2 protein-coding genes are annotated in these 22787 nt (G+C 71.8%); both read left to right on the forward strand.

Translation table 11 applies throughout. The annotated features are described in order from the left end of the window. Positions 1-22054 (forward strand): non-ribosomal peptide synthase/polyketide synthase (locus D7X55_RS13645; RefSeq protein WP_121723285.1); only part of this gene is annotated, 22054 nt, incomplete at its 5' end. Positions 22055-22297: 243 nt separating this feature from the next. After that, the coding region (locus D7X55_RS13650; protein ID WP_147470101.1) for an AMP-binding protein at positions 22298-22787 on the forward strand (490 nt) is incomplete at its 3' end.

Consider the following 22787-nt stretch of genomic DNA (forward strand, 5'->3'; position numbering starts at 1 on the left):
CACCCCTCCCCCGCCCGGCCGCGACGACGCGCCCCGTGGCGACGTGGAGGAACGCGTGGCCGCGCTGTGGCGCGACCGTCTGGGCCTGGAGTTCGTGGGCCGCCATGACGACTTCCTGGAACTCGGTGGCAACTCGCTGACTGCCGCGCAGCTGCTCAATCAGCTCCGTGATGCCTTCGGCGTGAACCTTCCCCTCGCCGCCCTCTTCGAGGCCCCCACCGTCGCCGGCATCGCGGAGCGCCTGGAGCCCCTGCTGCGCGAAGCGCCGCAGGCCCCCGTCTCCACGGAGCTTCCGCTGGTGCCGCTGCCTCGCGACGGCGAGCTGCCCCTGTCCTTCGTGCAGGAGCGCGTCTGGCGCCTGGAGCAGCACCTGCCCGGCCTGTCCGCGTACAACCTCCCGGTCGTCCTCCGGCTCGAAGGAGACCTGGACGCGGCCGTGCTGGAGCGCGGCATCCAGGAGATCGTCCAGCGCCACGAAGCGCTGCGCACCACCTACGACGCCGTGGACGGCCGCCCCGTGCAGCGCTTCCACGCGCGGATGCACGTCCCGCTCACCCGCGTGGAGCTGCGCGGCCCCATGGAGACCCGCGAACCCGAAGCCCTGCGGATCGCCCGCGAGGACGCCGCGAAGCCGTTCGACCTGATCCACGGCCCCGTCCTGCGCACCACCCTGGTCCGCATCGACGTGAAGCAGCACCTGCTCATCGTCAGCATCCACCACATCGTCAGCGACACGATGTCCCTGGCCCTGTTCGTCCAGGAGCTGGGCCAGCTCTACGACGCCTTCCTCCAGGGCCGCCCCTCGCCGCTCAAGCCCCTGCCCCTCCAGTACGCGGACTTCGGCGCGTGGCAGCGCCGGGGACTCGCGACCGGACGGCTGGCTGAACAGGACCAGGGCTGGCGGCAGCGGCTGGCCGGCATGCCTCGCCGGTTGGATCTGCCCACCGACCGGCCCCGCTCCAACGAGCCCGTCATCGCCTCCGCGCGCATGCTCGTGGACTTCCCTCCCGCGCTCGCCCACGAGCTGCTGGCCTTCACGCGCCGCGAGGGCTTCACCGGCTACATGACGGTGCTCGCCGCGTGGCAGTCGCTGCTGCATCGCTACAGTGGCCAGACGGACGTCGTCGTCGGCACGCCCATCGCCAACCGCACGCGGCCGGAACTGATGCCGCTCATCGGTTACGTGGCGCACTCGGCGGCGTTCCGCACGCGGTTCTCCGAAGGGCTCACGTTCCGCGAGCTGCTGGCCCAGGTGCGCGGCGAGGTCGCGGACGCGCAGACGCGCCCGGACGTGCCCTTCGAATACCTGGTGGAAGCGCTCATCCCGGGCCATGACATCGGCCGCGGGCGCATGACGGACTCCGTGTTCGTCTACCACACGGGCGCGAGCTCTTCGGAGACGCTGGAGCTCATCGGCCTGCGCGGCTCGCTGGTGGAGGTGCCCGGCACGCCCGTGCAGTGGGGCTCCACCCTGAGCGAGCTGACCCTCGTCCTCTTCGAGCACCCCACCCGCATCCACGGCGCGCTGGAGTACGCGAAGGACCTGTTCGACGCCGCCACCACGGCGCGGCTCGTGGAGCACTTCCAGGTGCTGCTGGCCGCGGCGCTCGCGAACCCCGACCTGCCGGTGGCGCACCTGCCGCTGACCACCGATGACGAGCGCCGCGCCTGGCCCACGCCTCGCGCCACGCCGGGGCTCGTCGCCGTGCCCACGCTGCTCGCGGAGCGGCGCGCGCGCCAGGGGGGGGACACCGCCCTGTCCCAGGGAGACACGCACTGGACCTGGAGCGAGCTGGGCGCCCGCGCGGATGCCCTGGCCGCGCGGCTGACGGCCCTGGGCGTGAAGGCCGGAACGCCGGTGGCCGTGTGCCTGCGGACATCGCCGGAGAAGCTGGCCGCGCTGTGGGCCGTGCTGAGCGCGGGCGGCGCGTGCGTCACGCTGGGCCCGTCCGACCTGGGCCACCTGCCCGTGTACGCGCCTGAAGGCTCGCCGGTGCCGGTGCTCGTCACCACGCGCGGCCTGGTGGCCTCCGTGCGCGTGGATGCAGCACGCGTCGTCTACGTGGAGGACCTTCAGGCTTCGAGCGCGGCTCCCGCGGCCTCGAACGTCGAACCGCACGCCCTCGCCTGGCTGCTGCCCGCGGGCCGGGGCCAGCCCGCGTGGGCGTTGGGCCACCGGGAGCTGGCGGAGTTCTTCTCCGGTCTGGACACGCGCCTGTCGCCCCCGGACGGCGGCGCGTGGCTGTCCGCGAGCGAGCCGTCCTCCGACCGTCCGGAGCTGGAGGCGCTGTGGGCGCTGACTCGCGGCCTGCGGGTGGTGTTCCCGCCGGAGCGCATCACCGCGGGGCTGGTGAACCTGCATGGTGGCGGGCCTCGCGCGAAGGCCATGGACGTGAGCCTCATCTACTTCGCCAACGACGAGGACACGCTCCAGGGGCCGAAGTACGAGCTGCTGCTCGAGGGCGCCAGGTTCGCGGACGCGAATGGCTTCTCAGCGGTGTGGACGCCGGAGCGGCACTTCCACTCGTTCGGCGGTCTGTACCCGCAGCCCGCGGTGGTGGCGGCGGGCATCGCCACCGTCACGAAGCACCTGCGCCTGCGCTCGGGCAGCGTGGTGCTGCCGCTGCATGATCCGCTGCTCATCGCGGAGCAGTGGTCCGTGGTGGACAACCTGTCCCAGGGCCGCGTGGGCCTGTCCGTGGCCACCGGCTGGCACACGCAGGACTTCACCTTCGCGCCGGGCAACTACGAGAAGCGGCGCGACATCCTCCTGGAGAAGCTCTCCACGCTGCGCGCGCTGTGGCGCGGCGAGCGCTTCAAGCGTCCCGCGGGCGCCGGCAGCACGGCCGAGGTCGGCCTACGCCCGAAGCCGGTGCAGAAGGAGCTGCCGGTGTGGCTCACCGCCACGGGCAACCCGGAGACCTTCCGCATGGCGGGCGAGCTGGGCGCGGGCGTGCTCACGGGCCTGCTGTCCCATTCGCTGGAGGAGCTGAAGCAGAAGGTGGCGCTGTACCGCGAGGCGTGGCGCCGCAATGGCCACCCGGGCCGCGGCCACATCACCTGCATGCTGCACACGTACCTGGGCGACGACGAACAGGAGGTGCTGCGCACGGTGCGCCAGCCGCTGCTCGGCTACTTCCGCAGCTCGGTGGACATCAGCACGTCGCTGCTCCAGGCGCAGGGCATCACCGACGTCCAGAAGCTGTCGCCGGACGACATCAACGCGGTGCTGGAGCGCACCTTCGAGAACCACGCGAAGAACACCGGCCTGCTGGGCACGGTGGACAGCGCGCTCAAGCGGCTGCGCGACGTGCGCGCGGCGGACGTGGACGAGGTGGCGGCGCTCATCGACTTCGGCCTGGACACCCCGGTGGTGCTGGAAGGCCTGCGCCGGCTGGCGGTGGTGCGCGAGCGCATGGACGCGGAGGCCGCCGCCCGCCAGGAGCAGGTGCTGGTGGAGGCCGAGGCGGGCGTGGAGGGGCTGCTGGAGCTGGCCCGCCAGTCCGGCGCGGTGCTGCTGCACACGTCGGCGCGGCTGGCGCGCTCGCTGAGCGAGCTGCCCGGAGCGCGCGAGTCGCTGTCCCGCGTGGGCGCGCTGGTGCTGGAGGGCGCGTCGGTGGAGCTGGGCGCGGCGCTGCACCGGGCCGCGGGCGTGGAGGTGTGGCTGTCGGGTGACGCCCAGGAGGGCGCGCTGCTGCCGCGCACGCTGGCGGAGCGCATCCCCGGCAACCTCCAGGCCTGGGTGCTGGACGCGGCCGGACAGCCCGTGCCCGCGGGCGTGGTGGGCGAACTGGCCCTCGCGGGCGCGGGCCTCCCCACGGCGCTGTGGCGCGCGAGCGATGAAGAGCACCGCCGCCTGGTGCCGCACCCTCGCGAGTCCGCCGCCCGGCTGTACCGCACGGGCCGCCATGTCCGGTTGCGCGCGGATGGCCGCGTGGATCCGGTGGCCTCACCGTCGAGACTCCCCCCTCCGCCCGTGGCGCGTCCCGCAGTGGAGGCTCCGCGCCCCCTGGCTCCGGCGGTCGCGCCGGCCGTCACCCCGAAGGTCGTGGACCTGGGCCCGCCGCCCATCCCGCGCGTGGGCCGCGACACGCCGCTGCCCCTGTCCTTCGCGCAGCAGCGCCTCTGGTACCTCCAGCAACTGGAGCCCTCGAGCAGCGCGTACAACAACCCCGCCATCTTCCGGCTCACGGGCGAGCTGGACGAAGCCGCGCTCCAGACCGCGCTGGACACGCTGGTGGTCCGCCACGAGGTGCTGCGCACCACCTACTCCCTGGACGGGGACCATGCGGTGCAGGTCATCCACCCGCCCCGGGGCCTGCCGCTCCAGCACTGGGACGTGCCCGGCGACACGCCGGAGGCGCGGGAAGCAGCGATGCGCGGCTACTTCCAGGAGGCCGTGCGCCAGCCCTTCGACCTGGAGAAGGAAGTCGTCCGCGGGGCGCTCTTGCGCATGGGCGAGCGCGAGCACGTGCTGCTCGTGACGTTCCACCACGCGGTGTCCGACGCGTGGTGCACCATGGTCATCGCGCATGAGCTGACGGTGAACTACACCGCGTTCCGCGCGGGCCAGCCGTCGCCGCTGCCGGAGCTGCCGGTGCAGTACGCGGACTACGCCGTGTGGCAGCGCAAGTGGCTGGAAGGCGGCGTGATGGAGAAGCAGGTGGCCTGGTGGAGGGACCACCTGGCCGGTGCGCCCGCGCTGGAGCTGCCCACGGACCGGCCGCGCCCGGCGGTCATGTCCTTCTCGGGCGCGCGGTACACCTTCCTCCTGCCGTCGGAGGTCTCCGCGCCGCTGCTGGCGCTGGGCCGCAAGCACGGCGCCACGTCGTTCATGGTGTTGATGGCGCTCTACCAGACGGTGCTGTCGCGCTACTCCGGCCAGGAGGACTTCGTCGTCGGCACGCCCATCGCGGGCCGCACGCGGCCGGAGCTCGAGTGGCTGATGGGGTGCTTCATCAACACCCTGCCCTTCCGCTCGCGCCTGTCAGGCATGCCGTCCTTCGTGGAGCTGCTGGGCCGCGTGCGCGCGCAGACCCTCGAGGCCTTCGCGCACCAGGACGCCCCGTTCGAGCGCGTGCTGGACGCGATGCAGCTGCCGCGTGACCTGAGCCGCACCCCGCTGTTCCAGGCGAGCATCAACCTGGTCAACACGCCCCTGCCCAAGGCCCGCCCGGAGGGGCTGGAGCTGACCCCGGTGGAGGTGCCGACCGGCACTGCCAAGTTCGACCTGGGCATGGAGGTGGTGGAGGGCCGTGACGGCTTCCACTGCAGCATGGAGTACGTCACCGCCCTCTTCGACGCGGCCACCATCGAGCGCCTGGCCGGGCACATGGTGACCCTGGCGCGCGAGGTGGTGGCCCAGCCCCGCATGCCCGTTGCCCGGCTGCCCCTCATGGACGAGGCGGAACGCGAGCGCGTGCTGCGCTCCTGGAACGCCACCTTCCGGAACATCCCGCGAGAGGCCGTCCTGCCAGACCTCTTCGCCATTCACGTCGCGCACCAGCCGGACGAGGTGGCGGTGGAATTCGGGGACGCGCACCTGACGTACGCGCAGCTGGATGCGCGCTCGAACCAGTGGGCGCACCTGCTGCGCGGGCACGGCGTGGGCCCGGACGTGCTGGTGGCGGTGTGCCTGGAGCGCTCCCTGGAGCTCATTGTCTCCCTGCTCGCCATCCTCAAGGCGGGGGGCGCGTACGTGCCGCTCGACCCGAACTACCCGGCGCCGCGCCTGGCCGCGATGCTGGAGGACGCGCCCGCGAAGCTGCTCCTCACCACGCGCAGGCTGCGCGAAGCGCTGCCGGTGGAGCTGCCGTCCCTCTTCGTGGAGGAAACACCCGTCGCGGACCTGCCCACGTCGCGCGTGGAGGACACCGGCCTGCGCTCGCGCCACCTGGCGTACGTGGACTTCACGTCCGGCAGCACCGGACGCCCCAAGGGCGTCGCGGTGGATCACCTCGCGGTGATGCGCCTGTTGCAGCACCCGGCCTTCGGGCACATGTGCCTGAACAACGAGACGTTCCTGCACATCGCGCCCATCTCCTTCGACCCGGCGACGCTCGAGATCTGGGGGCCGCTCTCCCACGGTGGCCGGCTGGTGGTGTTCCCTCCCACGTCGCCGTCGGACCTGGAGGTGCTGGCGCAGGTCATCCAGCGCCATGAGGTCACGTCGATGATGCTCACGGCGGGCCTCTTCACGCAGGTGGTGGACCTGAAGCTGGAGGCCCTGCGGAGCGTGCGGTGGCTCATCTCGGGCGGCGACGTCATCTCGCCCGTGCACTCGCGCAAGCTGCTGGAGGCGCATCCGGGCCTCATCTTCTACGCCTGCTACGGCCCCACCGAGGCGACGGTGATCGCCTCCGTGCACAAGATGGTGGAACCCGCGAGCGTGGAGACCCCCGTGCCCCTGGGGCGGCCCATCACGAACACGGACCTGTACGTCCTGGATGCGCACGGACAGCCGGTACCCCCGGGAGTCCCCGGCGAGCTGTTCATCGGCGGCGACGGCCTGGCGCGCGGCTACATCTCGCGGCCGGACCTCACCGCGGAGCGCTTCGTCCCGCACCCCTTCTCCTCGCAACCGGGTGCGCGCCTCTACCGCACGGGCGACCTGGCGCGCTGGCGGCCGGACGGGGTGCTGGACTTCCTGGGCCGCACCGACCACCAGGTGAAGGTGCGTGGCTTCCGCGTCGAGCTGGCGGAGGTGGAGGCCGCCCTGTCCGCGCATCCGGAGGTGCGCGAGGCCGTGGCCGTGGTGCGCGAGGACGTGCCCGGCGACAAGCGGCTGGTGGCCTACGTCGTCCCCGCGTCCGTCCCCGATCCGGAAGTCCTGCGCGACTTCATGCGCCAGCGGGTGCCGGACTACATGCTGCCGTCGGTCTTCGTCCCGCTGGATGCCCTGCCGCTGACGCCGCAGGACAAGGTGGACCGCAAGGCCCTGCCCGCGCCGTCGGGCCAGCGCGCCTCGCGCCGTGAGTTCGTCGCGCCGCAAACGCCCCGGGAGCAGGTGCTGGCCCAGGTGCTGGCCCAGGTGCTGCGCGTGGATCGCGTGGGCCTGGACGACAACTTCTTCGAGCTGGGCGGCGACTCCATCATCAGCCTCCAGGTCGTCGCGAGGGCGCGGCAGGCCGGCGTGCGGTTGCAGGTGAAGGACCTCTTCCAGCACCCCACCCTGGGCGCGCTGGCGGCCGTGGCTCGGGACGGAGAGGCCACCCTCGCGGAGCAGGGCCCGGTGGTGGGCGAAGTGCCCCTCACGCCCATCCAGGTGGACCTGTTCGAGCGTGAGCCGACGTACCCGCACCACTTCAACCACGCCCTGCTGCTCAAGGCCCGTCAGCCGCTGAAGGCCGATGGGGTCGAGCGGGCCATCCAGGCACTCGTCGCCCATCACGACGCCCTGCGCCTGCGCTACGTGCACGCCGAGGACGGCTCATGGCGCCAGGAGGCCGTGGCCCCCGAGGACGCGCGCCCCGTGCTCGTCCAGGTGGACCTGTCCATGTTGCCCCAGGAGGCCCGGCTCGCCGCGATGGAGCGCGAGGCCGCGAAGCTCCAGGCGGACTTCGACCTGGCCACGCCTCCGCTGGTGCGCGTGGCGCTGTTCCAGTTCGGCACCGGGGAGCCGCAGCGCCTGCTGCTGATCATCCACCACCTGGTGGTGGACGCGGTGTCGTGGCGCATCCTGGTGGAGGATTTGGAGACGGCGTACCTCCAGCTCCAGTCGGCCCGTGCTCCGGCGCTGCCCGCGAAGACGACGTCGTTCCAGGCCTGGGCGCGGCGGCTGGAGAAGCACGCCCTGACGGACGCGCTGGGCGCGCAGGAGTCCTTCTGGCGGAACGCGATGCAAGGCGACGTGGCCCCGCTGCCGGTGGACGGCCCGGGTCCGTACACGTACGCGTCGCGCGCCTCCGTCGCCGTCGAGCTGGACGCCGAGGAGACGCGGCAGCTGCTCCAGGAGACGCCCACCGGTTGGCGGGCGCGCATCGACGACGTGCTCCTGACGGCGCTCGCCCGGACGTTGGGTGAATGGACCGGGAAGCCGGACGTGCTCATCGAGCTGGAGGGCCATGGCCGCGAGGAGCTGTTCGCGGACGTGGACATCTCGCGCACGGTGGGCTGGTTCACGTCCGTGGCGCCGGCCCTGCTGCGGCTGCCCGCGGGCGGGACGTTGGGAGACGGGCTGCGCGCGGTGCGGGATTCGCTGAAGGCGTGGCCCGGCCGGGGCATCGGCTTCAACCTGCTGCGCCACCTGGGACCTCCGGAGACGCGAGCCCGGCTGGCCGCGATGCCCAAGGCGCAGGTGTCGTTCAACTACCTGGGGCAGCTGGACGGCACGGCCGCCGCCAGCACGCTCTTCACGATGAGCGACGAGCCGGTGGGGCCCATCGTGGAGCCCCGGGCCGTGCAGCCGCACGCGCTGGCCGTGGATGGTTCGGTGCTCCAGGGCCGGCTGCGGATGACGTTCGGCTACAGCCAGCGGCAGCACCACGAGGCGACGGTGCGGGCGCTGGCGGAGCGCTTCCTCAAGGAGCTGCGAGAGCTGATCGCCCAGCGCCATTCGGAGGATGCGAAGCGGCGCACGCCGGGTGACTTCCCGCTGGCCCGCCTGTCTCAGACCGCGTTGGACTCGGTGCTCGCGGCGCGCGGCCCCACGGTGGAGGACCTGTTCCCGCTGTCCCCGCTCCAGGAGGGCATGCTCTTCCACGCCCTGAACACTCCGGAGGCGGCCCTCTACTTCGAGCAGGCCGCGTGGTCGAGCCACTCGGACGTGGACATCGCGCTGCTCCAGCGGACGTGGCAGACGGCCGTGGACCGCAACCCCATCCTGCGCACCGCGTTCGTGTGGGAGGGCCTGGAGTCCCCGCTGCAGGTGGTGCACTCGCACGCGACGTTGCCGTTCATCGTCCACGACTGGCGTCACCTGCCGGAGGCGGAGCAGCCCGCCGCGCTGGCGAAGCTGATGGCCGACGACCGTGCGCAGGGCTTCGACGTGTCGAGGGCGCCGCTGTCGAGGATGACGGCCGTACGCCTGGGGGAGGCGCGCTGGCGCTTCCTCTGGAGCCACCATCACCTGTTGATGGACGGCTGGAGCATGGGCCTGTTCTTCCAGGAGGTCTTCGCCCTCTACGACGCCCTGCGCGCCGGGACGCCGCCGCCGCCCTCGGGCCGGCCTCCGTTCCGCGACTACATCGCGTGGTTGGATCGCCGCGACCCGGCGGAGGACGAGCGCTTCTGGAGAGACCAGCTCGCGGGCCTGTCCGCGCCCACGCCCCTGCCTTCGGCGCGGCCTGCGTCGTTGGTGAAGCCCACCACGTCCGACAAGCGGCCCGACGTTCGGGTGGCGTTGCCGGGGCCGGTCACCACCGCACTGGAGTCCTTCGCGAAGCGGCATCAGCTCACGCTCAACACGCTGACGCAGGCGGCCTGGGCGCTGGTGCTGGCGCGCCACTCGGACACGCGCGACGTGATCTTCGGCACCACACTGGCGGGCCGTCCGCCGGAGTTGCCGGGCGCGGACGCGATGCTGGGTCTGCTCATCACCACGCAGCCGGTGCGCATCACGCTGCCGGGTGACGCCGAGCCGGTGCTGCCGTGGCTCCAGTCCCTCCAGGCGAAGCTGCTGGGCATCCAGCAGCACCAGTACACGCCGCTGGTCGCGGCGCACGGCTGGAGCGACATCCCGCGGGGACAGCCGCTGTTCCAGTCGCTGTTCGTCTTCGAGAACTACCCGTTCGACGAATCCGTGCTGCGCCGGTTCACCGCGATGGACCTGCGCGATCTGGAGTTCGGCGACAGCACGAACTACCCGCTGTCGGCCACTGTGGTGCCGCGCGAAGAGCTCCAACTGCAGCTGGTCTACGACGCCGGCCGCTTCGACGAGGACGCCGTGCGCAGGGTGCTGGGCCAGTGGCGGCAGGCGCTGGAGGAGTTGATCCAGCCGGACGTCCGGCTGGAGGACGTGTCCCTGCTGTCCGCCGGAGACCGGGACGCATTGCTGCGAGCCGGCACCGGTGACGCCCTGGACTTCGAGCGCGACGCCACGCTGCACGCGCGCTTCGAAAAGCAGGCCGCCGAGACGCCGGAAGCACCGGCCGTGGTGTTCGGTGAGACGGCGCTGACGTACCGGCAGCTCAACGCGAGGGCCAACGCGCTCGCCTGGGAGCTGCGGTCTCTGGGCGTGGGCCCTGAGGTGACGGTTGCGCTGTGCCTGGAGCGCTCGGTGGAGGGCGTGGTCGCGCTGCTGGCGGTGCTCAAGGCCGGAGGCGCCTTCGTGCCGGTGGACCCGTCGGCCCCGGCCGCACGGAAGTCCTTCGTCCTCAAGGATTGCGGCGCGTCCGTCCTGGTGACGACGACGGCCGTGCAAGAAGCATGGGACCCCGAAGTGCCCCACCGGGTGCGGCTTGACGAAAAACCTGTCCGACTGTCGGACAGGTTTTCGGAGAACCTGCCCCCGGCGGCGGGCCCGGCCAACCTGGCCTACGTCCTCTACACCTCGGGCTCCACCGGCACGCCCAAGGGCGTGATGGTGCAGCACCGGCCGGTCCTCAACTTGCATCAGGCGCTGACGCGCAGCCTCCACGCGGGGCTGGCGCCGGGCCAGCGCGTCACCGTCAACGCACCGCTTCACTTCGATGCGTCCATCGCCCAGGTGGTCCAGTTGCTCAGCGGCCACTGCCTGCACGTCGTCCCGGAGGCCCTGCGGCAGGACCCGGAAGCGATGGTGGCGTGGCTGGAGGAGCAGCGCATCGACGTGCTGGACTGCACGCCTTCGCAGCTGCGGCTGATGCTGGCCGCGGGCCTGTTGGAGCGCGCCCATGTCCCGGGCGTCATCTCCGTGGGCGGCGAGGCGGTGGATCCGGAGTCGTGGCGTCAGCTGCGTGCATCCCATCGCACCCGGGCTTTCAACGAGTACGGCCCGACGGAATGCACCGTGGACTCGGTGGACTGGCGCATCCAGGACGCCGTGCAGGAGACGCCCGTCATTGGCCGGCCGCTGGCCAACCTGCGCACGTACGTGCTGGACGCGCAGCAGCGGCTGGTGCCCTTCGGTACTCCGGGCGAGCTGTGCATCAGCGGTGAAGGCGTCACGCGCGGCTACCTGGGCCGCCCGGACCTGACGGCCGAGCGCTTCGTGCCGGATCCGTTCAGCACGGAGCCCGGCGCGCGCCTCTACCGCACCGGCGACAAGGCGCGCTGGCGCGAAGACGGCACGTTGGAATACCTGGGCCGGTTGGACTTCCAGGTGAAGCTGCGCGGCTACCGCATCGAGCCAGGCGAAATCGAAGCCACGCTGCGCTCGCACCCGGAGGTCCGCGACGCGGTGGTCCTGGTCCGCGAGGACCGGCTCATTGCCTGGGTCGCACCCCAGATGGACACGGCGCCCCTGCGTCAGCACCTGCGCCGGACCCTGCCGGAGTACATGGTGCCCGCCGCATTCATCGCGCTGGACGCCCTGCCCCAGACTCGCAACGGCAAGGTGGACCGCGACGCCCTGCCCTCGCCGGAGGCCACCCCGGCCCCGGCGCGCGTCGTCGAACCGCCTGCGACGCCCACGGAGGCAACGCTCGCCACGCTGTGGTCCGAAGTGCTGCGTGTCCCGGCGGTGGGCCGCCATGACGGCTTCTTCGAACTCGGTGGTCACTCGCTCCTGGCCACGCAGCTGGTGTCCCGAGTGCGTGCGCGCTTCAACGTGGAGCTGCCCCTGCGTGCCCTGCTGGAGGGCCCCACGGTGGCGGAGCTGGCGCGCCGCATCGACGCGCTCCAGCAGCCTCGAGAGGCGTCTCCGTCCGCGCTGCCTTCGCTGGTCCGTGTGCAACGGCCGGACGTGCTGCCGTTGTCCTTCGCGCAGCAGCGCATGTGGTTCGCCGAACAGCTGGGCACCGCGGGCACCGCCTACAGCGTCCCGCACCTGCTGGACCTGGATGGCTCGCTGGATGTCATCGTCCTGCTGGCCGCGTTCGACGAACTGGTGCGCCGCCACGAAGCGCTGCGCACCACGTTCCAGTCGCGCGAAGGCACTCCGTCGCAGGTCATCCACCCGCCGTTCCCCATGTCCCTGCGGCACGCGGACCTGTCCGCGCTTGCGACGCCGGAGGCTCGGGAGGCGGAGGTGTCGCGGCTGGCACAGGAGGAGTCCTCCACCCCGTTCGACCTGGAGAACGGCCCGCTGTTCCGGGGGCTCCTGATGAAGCTCGGGCCCACGAAGCATGTGCTGCTGCTCAACACGCACCACATCGTGACGGACGGCTGGTCCACCGGCGTGCTGGTGCGGGAGATGGCCGCCCTCTACGCGGCCTTCATGGCGGAGCAACCGTCGCCCCTGCCGGAGCTGACGGTCCAGTTCGCGGACCATGCCCTCTGGCAGCGCGCCTGGTTCCAGGGGGATGTCCTGGAGTCGCAGCTGGCGTACTGGCGCGGCCAGCTGGACGGCGCCGCGCCCACGCTGGAACTGCCCACGGATCATCCGCGTCCGGTCCGTGAGCAGGCATATCGCGCCGGGAGCCAGGCATTCGCCCTGTCTCGCGAGCTGAGCGAGGCGGTGGAGGCCTGCGCGCGGCAGGCATCCGCCACGCCCTTCATGGTGCTGCTCGCGGCGTTCCAGCTGCTGCTGCACAGGTACTCCGGGCAGGAGGACGTGCTCGTGGGATCGCCCATCGCGGGCCGCCGCCATGCCGAGGCGGAGTCGCTGCTCGGCTTCTTCGCGAACACCGTCGTGCTGCGCACCCGCGTGCGCGGGACGCTGCGCTTCCGCGAGCTGCTGGAGCAGGTGCGCGCCACCACGCTGGGCGCTTACGAGCATCAGGACCTCCCGTTCGAAAAGCTGGTGGAAGCCCTCCAGCCGGAGCGGGACCTGGGCCGCACGCCGCTCTTCCAGGTGACGTTCACGCTCCAGAACGCCCCCATGCCGGAGCTGGCGCTGCCGGGGCTGAGGCTCAAGACCCGGGAGGTGCCAAAGGAGTCCACCCTCTTCGACCTGCAATGCGTGCTGGCCCGGGGGCCAGACGGCTTCGAGGGCGTGCTGGGCTTCAACCAGGACCTGTTCGACCCGGACACCATCGCCGGCATGGTGGGTCACCTGCGCATGCTGCTGGAGTCCGCTGTCCGCTCTCCGGACACGCGGCTGCCGGAGCTGCCTTGGCTCACGGCGGAGGAGCGTCAGCGGTTGCTCACCGGCTGGTGCGGCACCGCCCGCGACTTCCCGCGTGACGCGTCCGTGGCCGCGCTGTTCTCCGAGCAGGCCGCGCGCGCGCCGGACGCCACGGCGCTGAAGGCCGGAGATCGGCGGATGTCGTACGCGGCGCTGGACCGGGCCTCGAACCAGCTGGCGCATCACCTGCGGCGCCAGGGCGTGCGGCCCGGCCACCGGGTGGGCCTGTGCGTGGAGCGCTCGTTCGGGAGCATCACCGCCATCCTGGGCATCCTGAAGACCGGCGCGGCCTACGTACCGGTGGATCCCCAGGCCCCCGCTGAGCGCATCGCGTGGGTGCTGCGCGAGGCGGGCGTCAACCTCCTCGTGACCGAGGCCGCGGTGGCGGGCGAGCTGCCCACCATGACGGACCTCCGGGTCCTGCTGGACGCCGACGCGGCCGCCATCGCCCGGCAGTCCGAGGCGGCGCTGGGCGTGGCGGTGTCCTCGGAGGCGCTGGCCTACGTGATGTTCACGTCGGGCAGCACCGGCCGGCCCAAGGGCGTGAGTGTCCCGCACCGGGGCATCACCCGCCTGGTGCTCGGCGCGGACTTCATCCACTTCGGCCCCGACGAGGTCTGCCTCCAGCTGGCCCCCATCGCGTTCGACGCGTCCACGCTGGAGATCTGGGGCGCGCTGCTCAATGGCGCGACGCTGGTGGTCGCCCCCGCGGGCGCGTTGTCGCTCGGGGACACCGGCGCGCTGCTGCGGCGCGAGGGCGTCACCACGCTGTGGCTCACCGCCGCCCTCTTCGAACAGATGGTGCTGCACCAGGGCGATGCGCTGGCCCGCGTGAAGCAGGTGCTCGCGGGTGGCGACGTGCTGCCCGTGGAGCGCGTGCGTGAGCACCTGGGGCGGATGGCCCCGGGGTCGGTGCTCGTCAATGGTTACGGCCCCACGGAGAACACCACGTTCTCCGCCACGCACACGCTGCGCGCGGGGGACACCGTGGGCCGCTCGGTGCCCATTGGCCGGCCGTTGACGAACTCCACGGTCTGGGTGCTGGACGCCGCGCTCCAGCCCGTGCCGCCGGGCGTGCCGGGAACGCTGTACGTGGGCGGAGACGGCCTGGCCTGGGGCTACCTCCAGCGTCCGGACCTCACCGCCGAGCGCTTCCTCCCCCACCCCTTCGCCACCCAGCCCGGAGCACGCCTCTACGACACGGGCGACCGCGTGCGCTGGCTGCGGGACGGCACGCTGGAGTTCCTGGGCCGCGCCGACTTCCAGGTGAAGCTGCGTGGCTACCGCATCGAGCCGGGTGAAGTCGAAGCCACGCTGCGCCAGTCGCCCGAGGTCCAGGAGGCGGTGGTCGTCGTGCGCGAGGACGTGCCCGGCGACAAGCGCCTGGTGGCCTACGTGGTGAACGCGGAAGGCCTGGACACGGGCGCGCTGCGGACGGCCGTGCAGCAGCGGTTGCCGGACTACATGGTGCCTTCAGCCATCGTGGTCCTGGCGAAGCTGCCGCTGAGCCCCAACGGCAAGGTGGACCGCAAGGCCCTGCCCGCGCCGAAGGCCCGCACCGAGGAGTTGGGGTCAGCCACGCCCCGAAGCGCGCTGGAGAAGGCGATCGCGGCCATCTGGGCGGAGGTGCTGCACCTGGAGCAGGTGGACCTCCACGCCGACTTCTTCAAGCTGGGTGGGCACTCGCTGCTGGCCACGCAGGTGGTGGCGCGCATCCGCTCCTCCCTGGGGCTGGAGCTGCCGCTGGGTGAGCTGTTCCGTTCGCCCACGGTGGCCTCGCTGGCGGAGAAGCTGGCGGATGCCCGCCGCACCCAGGCGCCGCCGCTGGTCCGTACCGAGAGGACGACCGCGCCGCCGCTGTCGTTCGCGCAGCAGCGCCTGTGGTTCATCGACCAGCTGGAGCCGGGAAGCCCGCTGTACAACATGCCGCTGGCCTTGAGCCTCACGGGCGACCTGGACGTGGAAGCGCTGCGCGCCAGTCTGGACGCGTTGATGGCGCGGCATGAATCCCTGCGGACCACGTTCCGCATGGACGCAGGCAAGCCGGTGCAGGACATCCACCCGGAGGGTCATGTCCCCCTGGAGGTGGTGGACCTGACGGGCCTGGGCGCTCGCGCCGCGAGGCAGGCCGAGGCCTGGCGCCTGGGCCACGCCGAATCCCTTCGTCCGTTCGACCTGACCCACGGCCCGGTGATCCGCGCGCTGCTCCTGAAGCTGGATGAGCGGGAGCACCTGCTGGTGCTGCACCTGCACCACATCGTGTCCGACGGCTGGTCGCTGGGCGTCCTCGTGCGCGAGCTCACCGCGCTCTATGCGGCTCGGCGCTCGGGGCAGCCGGTGGCGCTGCCGGAGCTGCCGGTGCAGTACGCGGACTTCGCCCTCTGGCAGCGCGGCTGGCTCCAGGGGGAGGTGCTCCAGTCGCAGGTGGACTGGTGGAAGCAGCAGCTGTCCGGAGCCCCCTTCGTGCTGGACCTGCCCACGGACCGGCCGAGGACGGCCGGCACTTCGCGGCGAGGCGGCCTGCTCCGGGTGTCGCTGCCGCGCGCCCTGAGCGAGCGCGTGGAGGCCCTGGCGCAGGGGGAAGGCGCCACGCCCTTCATGGTGCTGCTGGCGGCGTTCCAGACGTTGCTGCATCGCGCGTCCGGGCAGGACGACGTGCTGGTGGGCTCGCCCATCGCGAACCGCCGGCACGCGGAGACGGAGGGCCTCATCGGCTTCTTCGTGAACATGCTGGTGCTGCGAGGCCGCTTCAGCCCGAGGACGACGTTCCGTGAGCTGCTCACGCAGGTGCGTGGCACCACGCTGGGCGCGTACGCGCACCAGGACCTCCCGTTCGAACACCTGGTGGAAGCGCTCCAGCCCGAGCGCGACCTGGGGCGCACGCCGTTGTTCCAGGCGATGTTCGCGCTCCAGAACGCCCCGCTGCCGGAGCTGGCCGTGCCCGGCCTGACCGTGGCCCCGGCCCACCTGGAGGGCGACACCCCGTCACAGTTCGAGCTGGCCCTGAACCTGGGTCGGTCCTCGGAAGGCTACGAAGGCCACCTGGGTTACGCGGCGGACCTGTTCGACGCGGGCACCATCGAACGGCTCTTCGTCCAGCTGCGGCGGCTGCTGGAGGCCGTGTGCGAAGCGCCGGACCTGCCGCTGGTGGACGTGCCGCTGGTGTCGCCGGAGGAGCTGGCGCGCCTGGTGCGCATGGGCAGCGGCGAGCTGGTGGACTTCGAGCGCGATGCCACGCTGCACGGCCTCATTGAACAGCAGGTGGCCCGCACTCCGGACGCACCGGCCGTGGTGTTCGGAGAGATAGCGCTGACGTACCGGCAGCTCGACACGCGGGCGAACCAGCTCGCGTGGAGGCTGCGCTCCATTGGGGTTGGGCCGGAGGTTCGGGTGGCCCTGTGCATCGAGCGTTCGGTGGAGGCCATTGTCGCGCTCCTCGCGGTCCTCAAGGCCGGCGGCGCCTTCGTGCCGCTGGACCCCGGAGCCCCGCCCGCGCGCAGGGACTTCATGCTGACGGACAGCGCCGCGGCCGTGCTCGTCACGACGGAAGCTGCATGCGGGGACTGGAGCCCCTACGGCGTGCAGGAGGTCTGGCTGGACGTGGAGCACGCCGGACTGGGCGCGCTCTCCCACGAGCCCCTGCCCGCGCTGACGGGCCCGGAGCACCTGGCGTACGTGCTGTACACGTCCGGCTCCACGGGCACGCCCAAGGGCGTGATGGTGCAGCACCGCACCATCCTCAACATGCACCGGGCCTTCGTCCGCGCGTTCTACGCGGGCCAGCCCCGAGGCCAGCGCGTCAGCGTCAACGCGCCGCTGTACTTCGACGCGGTGATGGAGCGCGTGGTGCAGCTCATCGACGGCCACTGCCTCTACATCGTCCCGGACGCGCTGCGCGTGGACCCGGAGGCGATGCTCGCGTGGCTGGAGCAGCACCGGATTGATTCGTTCGACTGCACGCCCGCGCAGCTCAAGCCGCTGCTGGCGGCAGGAATGCTGGAGCGCGCCTGGGTGCCGCCCCTCGTGATGATGGGGGGTGACGCCTTGGACTCGGAGTCGTGGCGGAAGCTGGCCGCGACGGACCGCACCCGGGTCTTCAATGGCTACGGCCCCACGGAGTGCACGGTCGGCACGACGGGCGTGACCATCCAGGGGACCCGCCGGACGGAGCCCTTCATCGGTCGGGCGCTGGCGAACCTCACGGCCTATGTCCTGGATGCGCGGCAGCGGCTGGTACCCATCGGCATGCCGGGCGAGCTGTGCTTCGCCGGTGAGAGCGTCACGCGCGGCTACCTGGGCCGGCCGGACCTGACCGCGGAACGCTTCATGCCGGATCCGTTCAGCACGGAGCCCGGAGCGCGCCTGTACCGCACGGGAGACAAGGGCCGCTGGAGGCCGGACGGCACGCTGGAGTTCATGGGCCGCCTGGACTTCCAGGTGAAGCTGCGCGGTTACCGCATCGAGCTGGGCGAAATCGAAGCCACGCTGCGCACGCACCCGGCGGTCGAGGACGCGGCGGCGCTGGTCCGCGACGACAGACTCGTGGCCTACGTCGTGACGGACGGCGACACGGAGGTGCTGCGTGAGCACCTGCGCCGGCACCTGCCGGAGTACATGGTGCCGTCGGCCTACGTCACCCTGCCCGTCCTGCCGCTGACCCCCAACGGAAAGCTGGACCGCAAGGCACTGCCCGCACCGGAGGCGCAGCTGCGATCCGCACGCGCGTACGAGGCACCGGCGTCGCCCGCGGAGGTGGCCCTGGCCACGCTGTGGGAGGAGTTGCTGGGCGTGCCCGTCGTGGGCCGCAATGACCACTTCTTCGACCTGGGTGGCCACTCGCTGCTGGCGACGCAATTGGTCTCCCGCATCCGCGCCCGCTTCGGCGTGGACGTGGGCGTCCGGGCGCTCTTCGAGTCCCCCACCCTGGCGGCGCTCGCCCAGCGGCTGCCGGACGCACCGGAGGCCAGCGCCCTGCCGCCGCTGCGCCCCGCGGAGGGCCCTGGCCCGCATCCGCTGTCGTTCGCGCAGCAGCGGCTGTGGTTCATCGATCAGCTCGACCCGGGCAGCGCGCTCTACAACATGCCCACGGCGCTGCGCCTCACGGGCGCGGTGGACGTGCCCGCGCTCCAGCAGGCCTTCGACGCGCTGGTGGAGCGGCACGAAGCGCTGCGCACCACCTTCGAGTCCCACGACGGAGAACCCCGCCAGCACGTGCACCCCGCCCCCACCGGAGTCCTGTCGGTGGTGGACCTGACGGGGTTGCCCGAGGACATGCGCGAAGCAGAGGCCGTGAGGCTCGCGAGCGAGGACGCACTGACGCCCTTCAACCTCGCCGAGGGCCCGCTCGCGCGCCTCACGCTCCTGAAGCTGGGCGAAGCAGAGCATGTGCTGCTGTTGTGCATGCACCACACCATTGGCGACGGCTGGTCCATGAGCATCCTGGTGCGCGAAGTCACCGCGCTCTACGAGGCCTTCCGGCAGGGCCAGCCCTCACCGCTGGCCCCGCTGCCGGTGCAGTACCCGGACTTCGCCGTATGGCAGCGCGGGTGGCTCCAGGGTGAGGTGCTGGACGCGCAGCTCGCCTGGTGGAAGCAGCAGCTGGCCGGAGCCCCGCAGGCACTGGCTCTGCCCACGGACAAGCCGCGTCCGCCCCAGCGGTCCGCACGGGGCGCGACGTTCCCGGTGCGCCTGTCACCGGCCTTGAGCGAAGCCGTGGAGGCCCTGGCCCAGACGGAGGGCGCCACGCCCTTCATGGTGCTGCTCGCGGCGTTCCAGACGCTGCTGCACCGGTACTCGGGGCAGGAAGACCTGCTGGTGGGCACGTCCATCGCGGGCCGCCGCCACGCGGAGACGGAGGGCCTCATCGGCTTCTTCGTCAACACGCTGGTGCTGCGCGCGAGGTTCGACGCCCGCCCGTCGTTCCGTGAGCTGGTCTCCCAGGTGCGTGCCACCACGTTGGGCGCGTACGAACACCAGGACCTCCCCTTCGAGCGGCTGGTGGAGGCCGTACAGCCCGCGAGAGACCTGTCGCGCACGCCCCTCATCCAGGCCCTCTTCGGGCTCCAGAACATGCCGGACGCGGAGGTGCGCCTGCCGGAGCTGACGCTGCGTCCGGTGGAGGTGGACCTGCCCTCGACGAAGTTCGACCTGGACCTGTCGTTGGCCCGCACGGAGCGCGGGTTCGAGGGGGCCCTCTCCTACGCCACGGACCTCTTCGAACCCGCCACGGCCCGAAGACTGACGGAGCACTTCCTCCAGCTGCTGGAGGGGGCGGTCTCACGGCCGGACACGAAGGTGGACGCCCTGCCCCTGCTGACGGCGGAGGAGCGCCAGTGGGTGCTCGAGGAGTGGAGCGGTGAGACGGCCCCCTTCGAGGAGGACGTGCCCTTCCACACGCGCTTCGAGCAGCAGGTGACCCGCACGCCCAAGGCCCCCGCCGTGGTGATGGGCGACACGACCGTGTCCTTCCATCAGCTCAACGTGCGCGCGAACCAGCTGGCGCACTACCTGCGCTCGCTGGGCGTGGGCCCGGACGTGACGGTGGCGTTCTGCCTGGAGCGCTCGCCGGAGGCCATCGTCGCCATCCTGGGCATCCTCAAGGCGGGCGGTGCGTACGTGCCGCTGGACCCGTCGGCCCCGGAGGCGCGCCGGGCCTTCATCCTGGAGAACAGCGGCGCGGCCGTGCTGCTCACCACGCAGTCCCAGGTGGAGGCCTGGCAGCCGCCGGTGCGGCACGTGGTGCGGCTGGACGTGGACGCCCGGCGCATCGAAGCGTCCTCGCCGGGCAACCCTCGCGTGGCCCTGAGGCCGGAGCACCTGGCGTACGTCATCTACACGTCGGGCTCCACGGGCGCGCCCAAGGGCGTGATGATCCAGCACCGCTCGCTGGCGCACCTGCGGCGTGCGATGAACGAAGTCTGCTTCGACCGGGCAACCCGTCCGATGCGGGTCAGCGTCAACGCGCCGTACTTCTTCGATGCGTCGGTGCAGCAGCTGTCCCTGCTGCTGGACGGCCACGGCCTGTACCTCGTCCCTGAGTCCGTGCGGCGGGATCCGGAGGCGATGCTCGCGTGGGTGGCGCAGCACCGCATCGACCTGCTGGACACCACGCCGTCGCAGTACCAGCTGCTCCTGGAGGCGGGCCTGCTGGAGCGCGAGCACGTGCCGAGCCTCAGCTCCATCGGCGGCGAGGCGATGGACGAGGTGACGTGGCGCACGCTCGCGGCGACGCAGCGGACCTGGGCCTTCAACGCCTACGGTCCGACGGAGTGCACCGTGAACGCCACCATCGCCCCCATCCAGGGCAGCCCCATGCCCACGCCCGTCATCGGGCGCCCGCTGTTGAACCTGGGCGTGTACGTCCTGGACTCGAACCTGAACCCCGTGTCCGCGGGCGTCCCGGGTGAGCTGTTCATCGGGGGCGAGGGCCTGGCGCGCGGCTACCGGAACCGCCCGGACCTCACGGCGGAGCGCTTCATCCCCCACCCGTTCAGCACGCTCCCCGGGGCGCGGATGTACCGCACGGGTGACCGGGTCCGGTGGATGCAGGACGGCACCCTGGAGTACCTGGGCCGGTTGGACTTCCAGGTGAAGCTGCGCGGCTACCGCATCGAGCTGGGAGAAATCGAAGCCGCGCTGCGTGCGGCTCCAGGCGTGCGCGACGCGACGGTGTTGCTGCGCGAGGACGCCCCCGGGTTCCCGCGCCTGGTGGCCTACGTCACGCCGGAGGTGGACACCGTTCCGCTCCGAAGCCACCTCCAGCGCACGCTGCCGGACTACATGGTGCCGGCCGCCTACGTCGCCCTGCCCGTCCTGCCGCTGACGCCCAACGGCAAGGTGGACCGCAAGGCGCTGCCCGTCCCCGTGGACGGCCCGGTGGACGTGGAGACCTTCGTGGGTCCCAGGAACGAAGGCGAGGCGCGGATCGCCGCGCTCTGGGCGGAGGCGCTGGGCGTGTCCACGGTGGACGTGCGCACCAGCTTCTTCGAGCTGGGTGGGCACTCGCTGCTGGCGGTGCGCTTGATGGCGGCGGTGAACCGGGAGACGGGCCGGAAGCTCCCGCTGTCGGCGCTCTTTCAGGCCCCCACGGTGGAGCGGTTCGCGGCACTGCTGGGAGAGACCGCCGAGGAGCCGAAGCCTTTCACTCCGCTGGTGCCCTTCACCAACGAAGGCACCGGCACGCCGTTCTTCTGCGTGCATCCGGTGGGCGGCAACGTGCTGGCCTATGCGGAGCTTGCTCGGAAGCTGGGGCCGGATCAGCCCTTCTACGGGATCCAGGCGCGTGGCCTGGACGGTGAAGCGCAGCCGCTGGACACGGTGGAGGCCCTGGCCGCCAGCTACGTGCGCGAGGTGCGGAAGGTCCAGCCCCATGGCCCGTACCGCCTGGGCGGCTGGTCCCTGGGCGGCGTCATCGCCTACGAGATGGCGCATCAGCTGCGTGAGGCGGGTGAAGCCGTGGAGCTGGTGGCGATGATCGACTCCTACGTCCCGGAGACGGTGCCGGACTCCGAGCCGGACCTGGACCGCGCGCTGGCGGTAGGGATGTTCGCGCAGGACCTGGGCATCGACCCCGCGGCGCTGGAGTCCGAAGTGACGCTGGAGAAGGTGCTGGACGCCGCGGCCCAGGCCGGAGCGCTGCCGCCCGGCGTGGACGCCACGGCCCTCTTCCAGGTCTTCGAGGCCAACCTCGAAGCGGCCCGGCGCTACCATCCGCCCGCCATGGCCCAGCGCGTGCTGCGCATCGAGGCGGAGGACTCGGGCGACACCGACGGCGGCTGGGCGGCGCTCGTGGGTGACCGGCTGGAGTCGCACCGCCTGCCGGGCACGCACTACACGCTGCTGCGCGAGCCGACGGTGCAGTCCGTGGCGGAGCTGTTGACGAAGGCGCTCAGCGACACGGACAAGGCGTAACGAAACCCACCTCCCGCGACACACCGGAGGTGGGACCGGATGTATCAGTCGGATCTGGGCATAAAGGTTTCATGGGGTGGTTGAAAGGGGTGGCTCGCCGCGTGTGATGACGCGGCGAGCCCCTGCTCTCCGAGTGGGCTGGCGTCGGAGGACTCCCGTGTTTCAACACAGCGAGTGCCTACGGCGTTGAGCATCCGGGCTGCTATTAAGTGTCGGCGTTTTTCGACACATGGACAGCCCACCGTGCCCGACTTCTCGCGAACCCTTCCTGGCGTCCTGCTGAAGCTTGTCCATGGGCCCACTGCCCACGCGCCGCTCTACACGTTCCTGGGGGACGACGGAGAGGAGACCACCTGGAGCGCGTCGGAGCTGGACGTGCGCGCGAGGCGGATTGCTTCCGCGCTGAGTGAGCGTGGCGCGGCGGGCGAGCGCGTACTGCTGCTGTACCCGCCGGGGCTGGACTACATCGCGGGGTTCTTCGGCTGCCTGTATGCCGGGGCCGTGGCGGTGCCCGCGTATCCGCCGGACCCGATGCGGCTGGAGCGCACCCTGCCCCGGCTGCGGGCCATCATCCAGGACGCGAAAGCGACGGTGGTGCTCACCACATCGGGCATCCTGGAGCTTTCTGATTTCGTCTTCGAGCAGGCACCGGACTTCCGCGCGCTGCACTGGATGGCGACGGATTCGCTGCCGGAGGGTGGCGAGCGGGAGTGGGTGGCTCCGGAGTTGGGGA

Origin of the sequence: Corallococcus sp. AB049A (genome assembly GCF_003668885.1) — a bacterium.
Lineage (GTDB): Bacteria > Myxococcota > Myxococcia > Myxococcales > Myxococcaceae > Corallococcus > Corallococcus interemptor.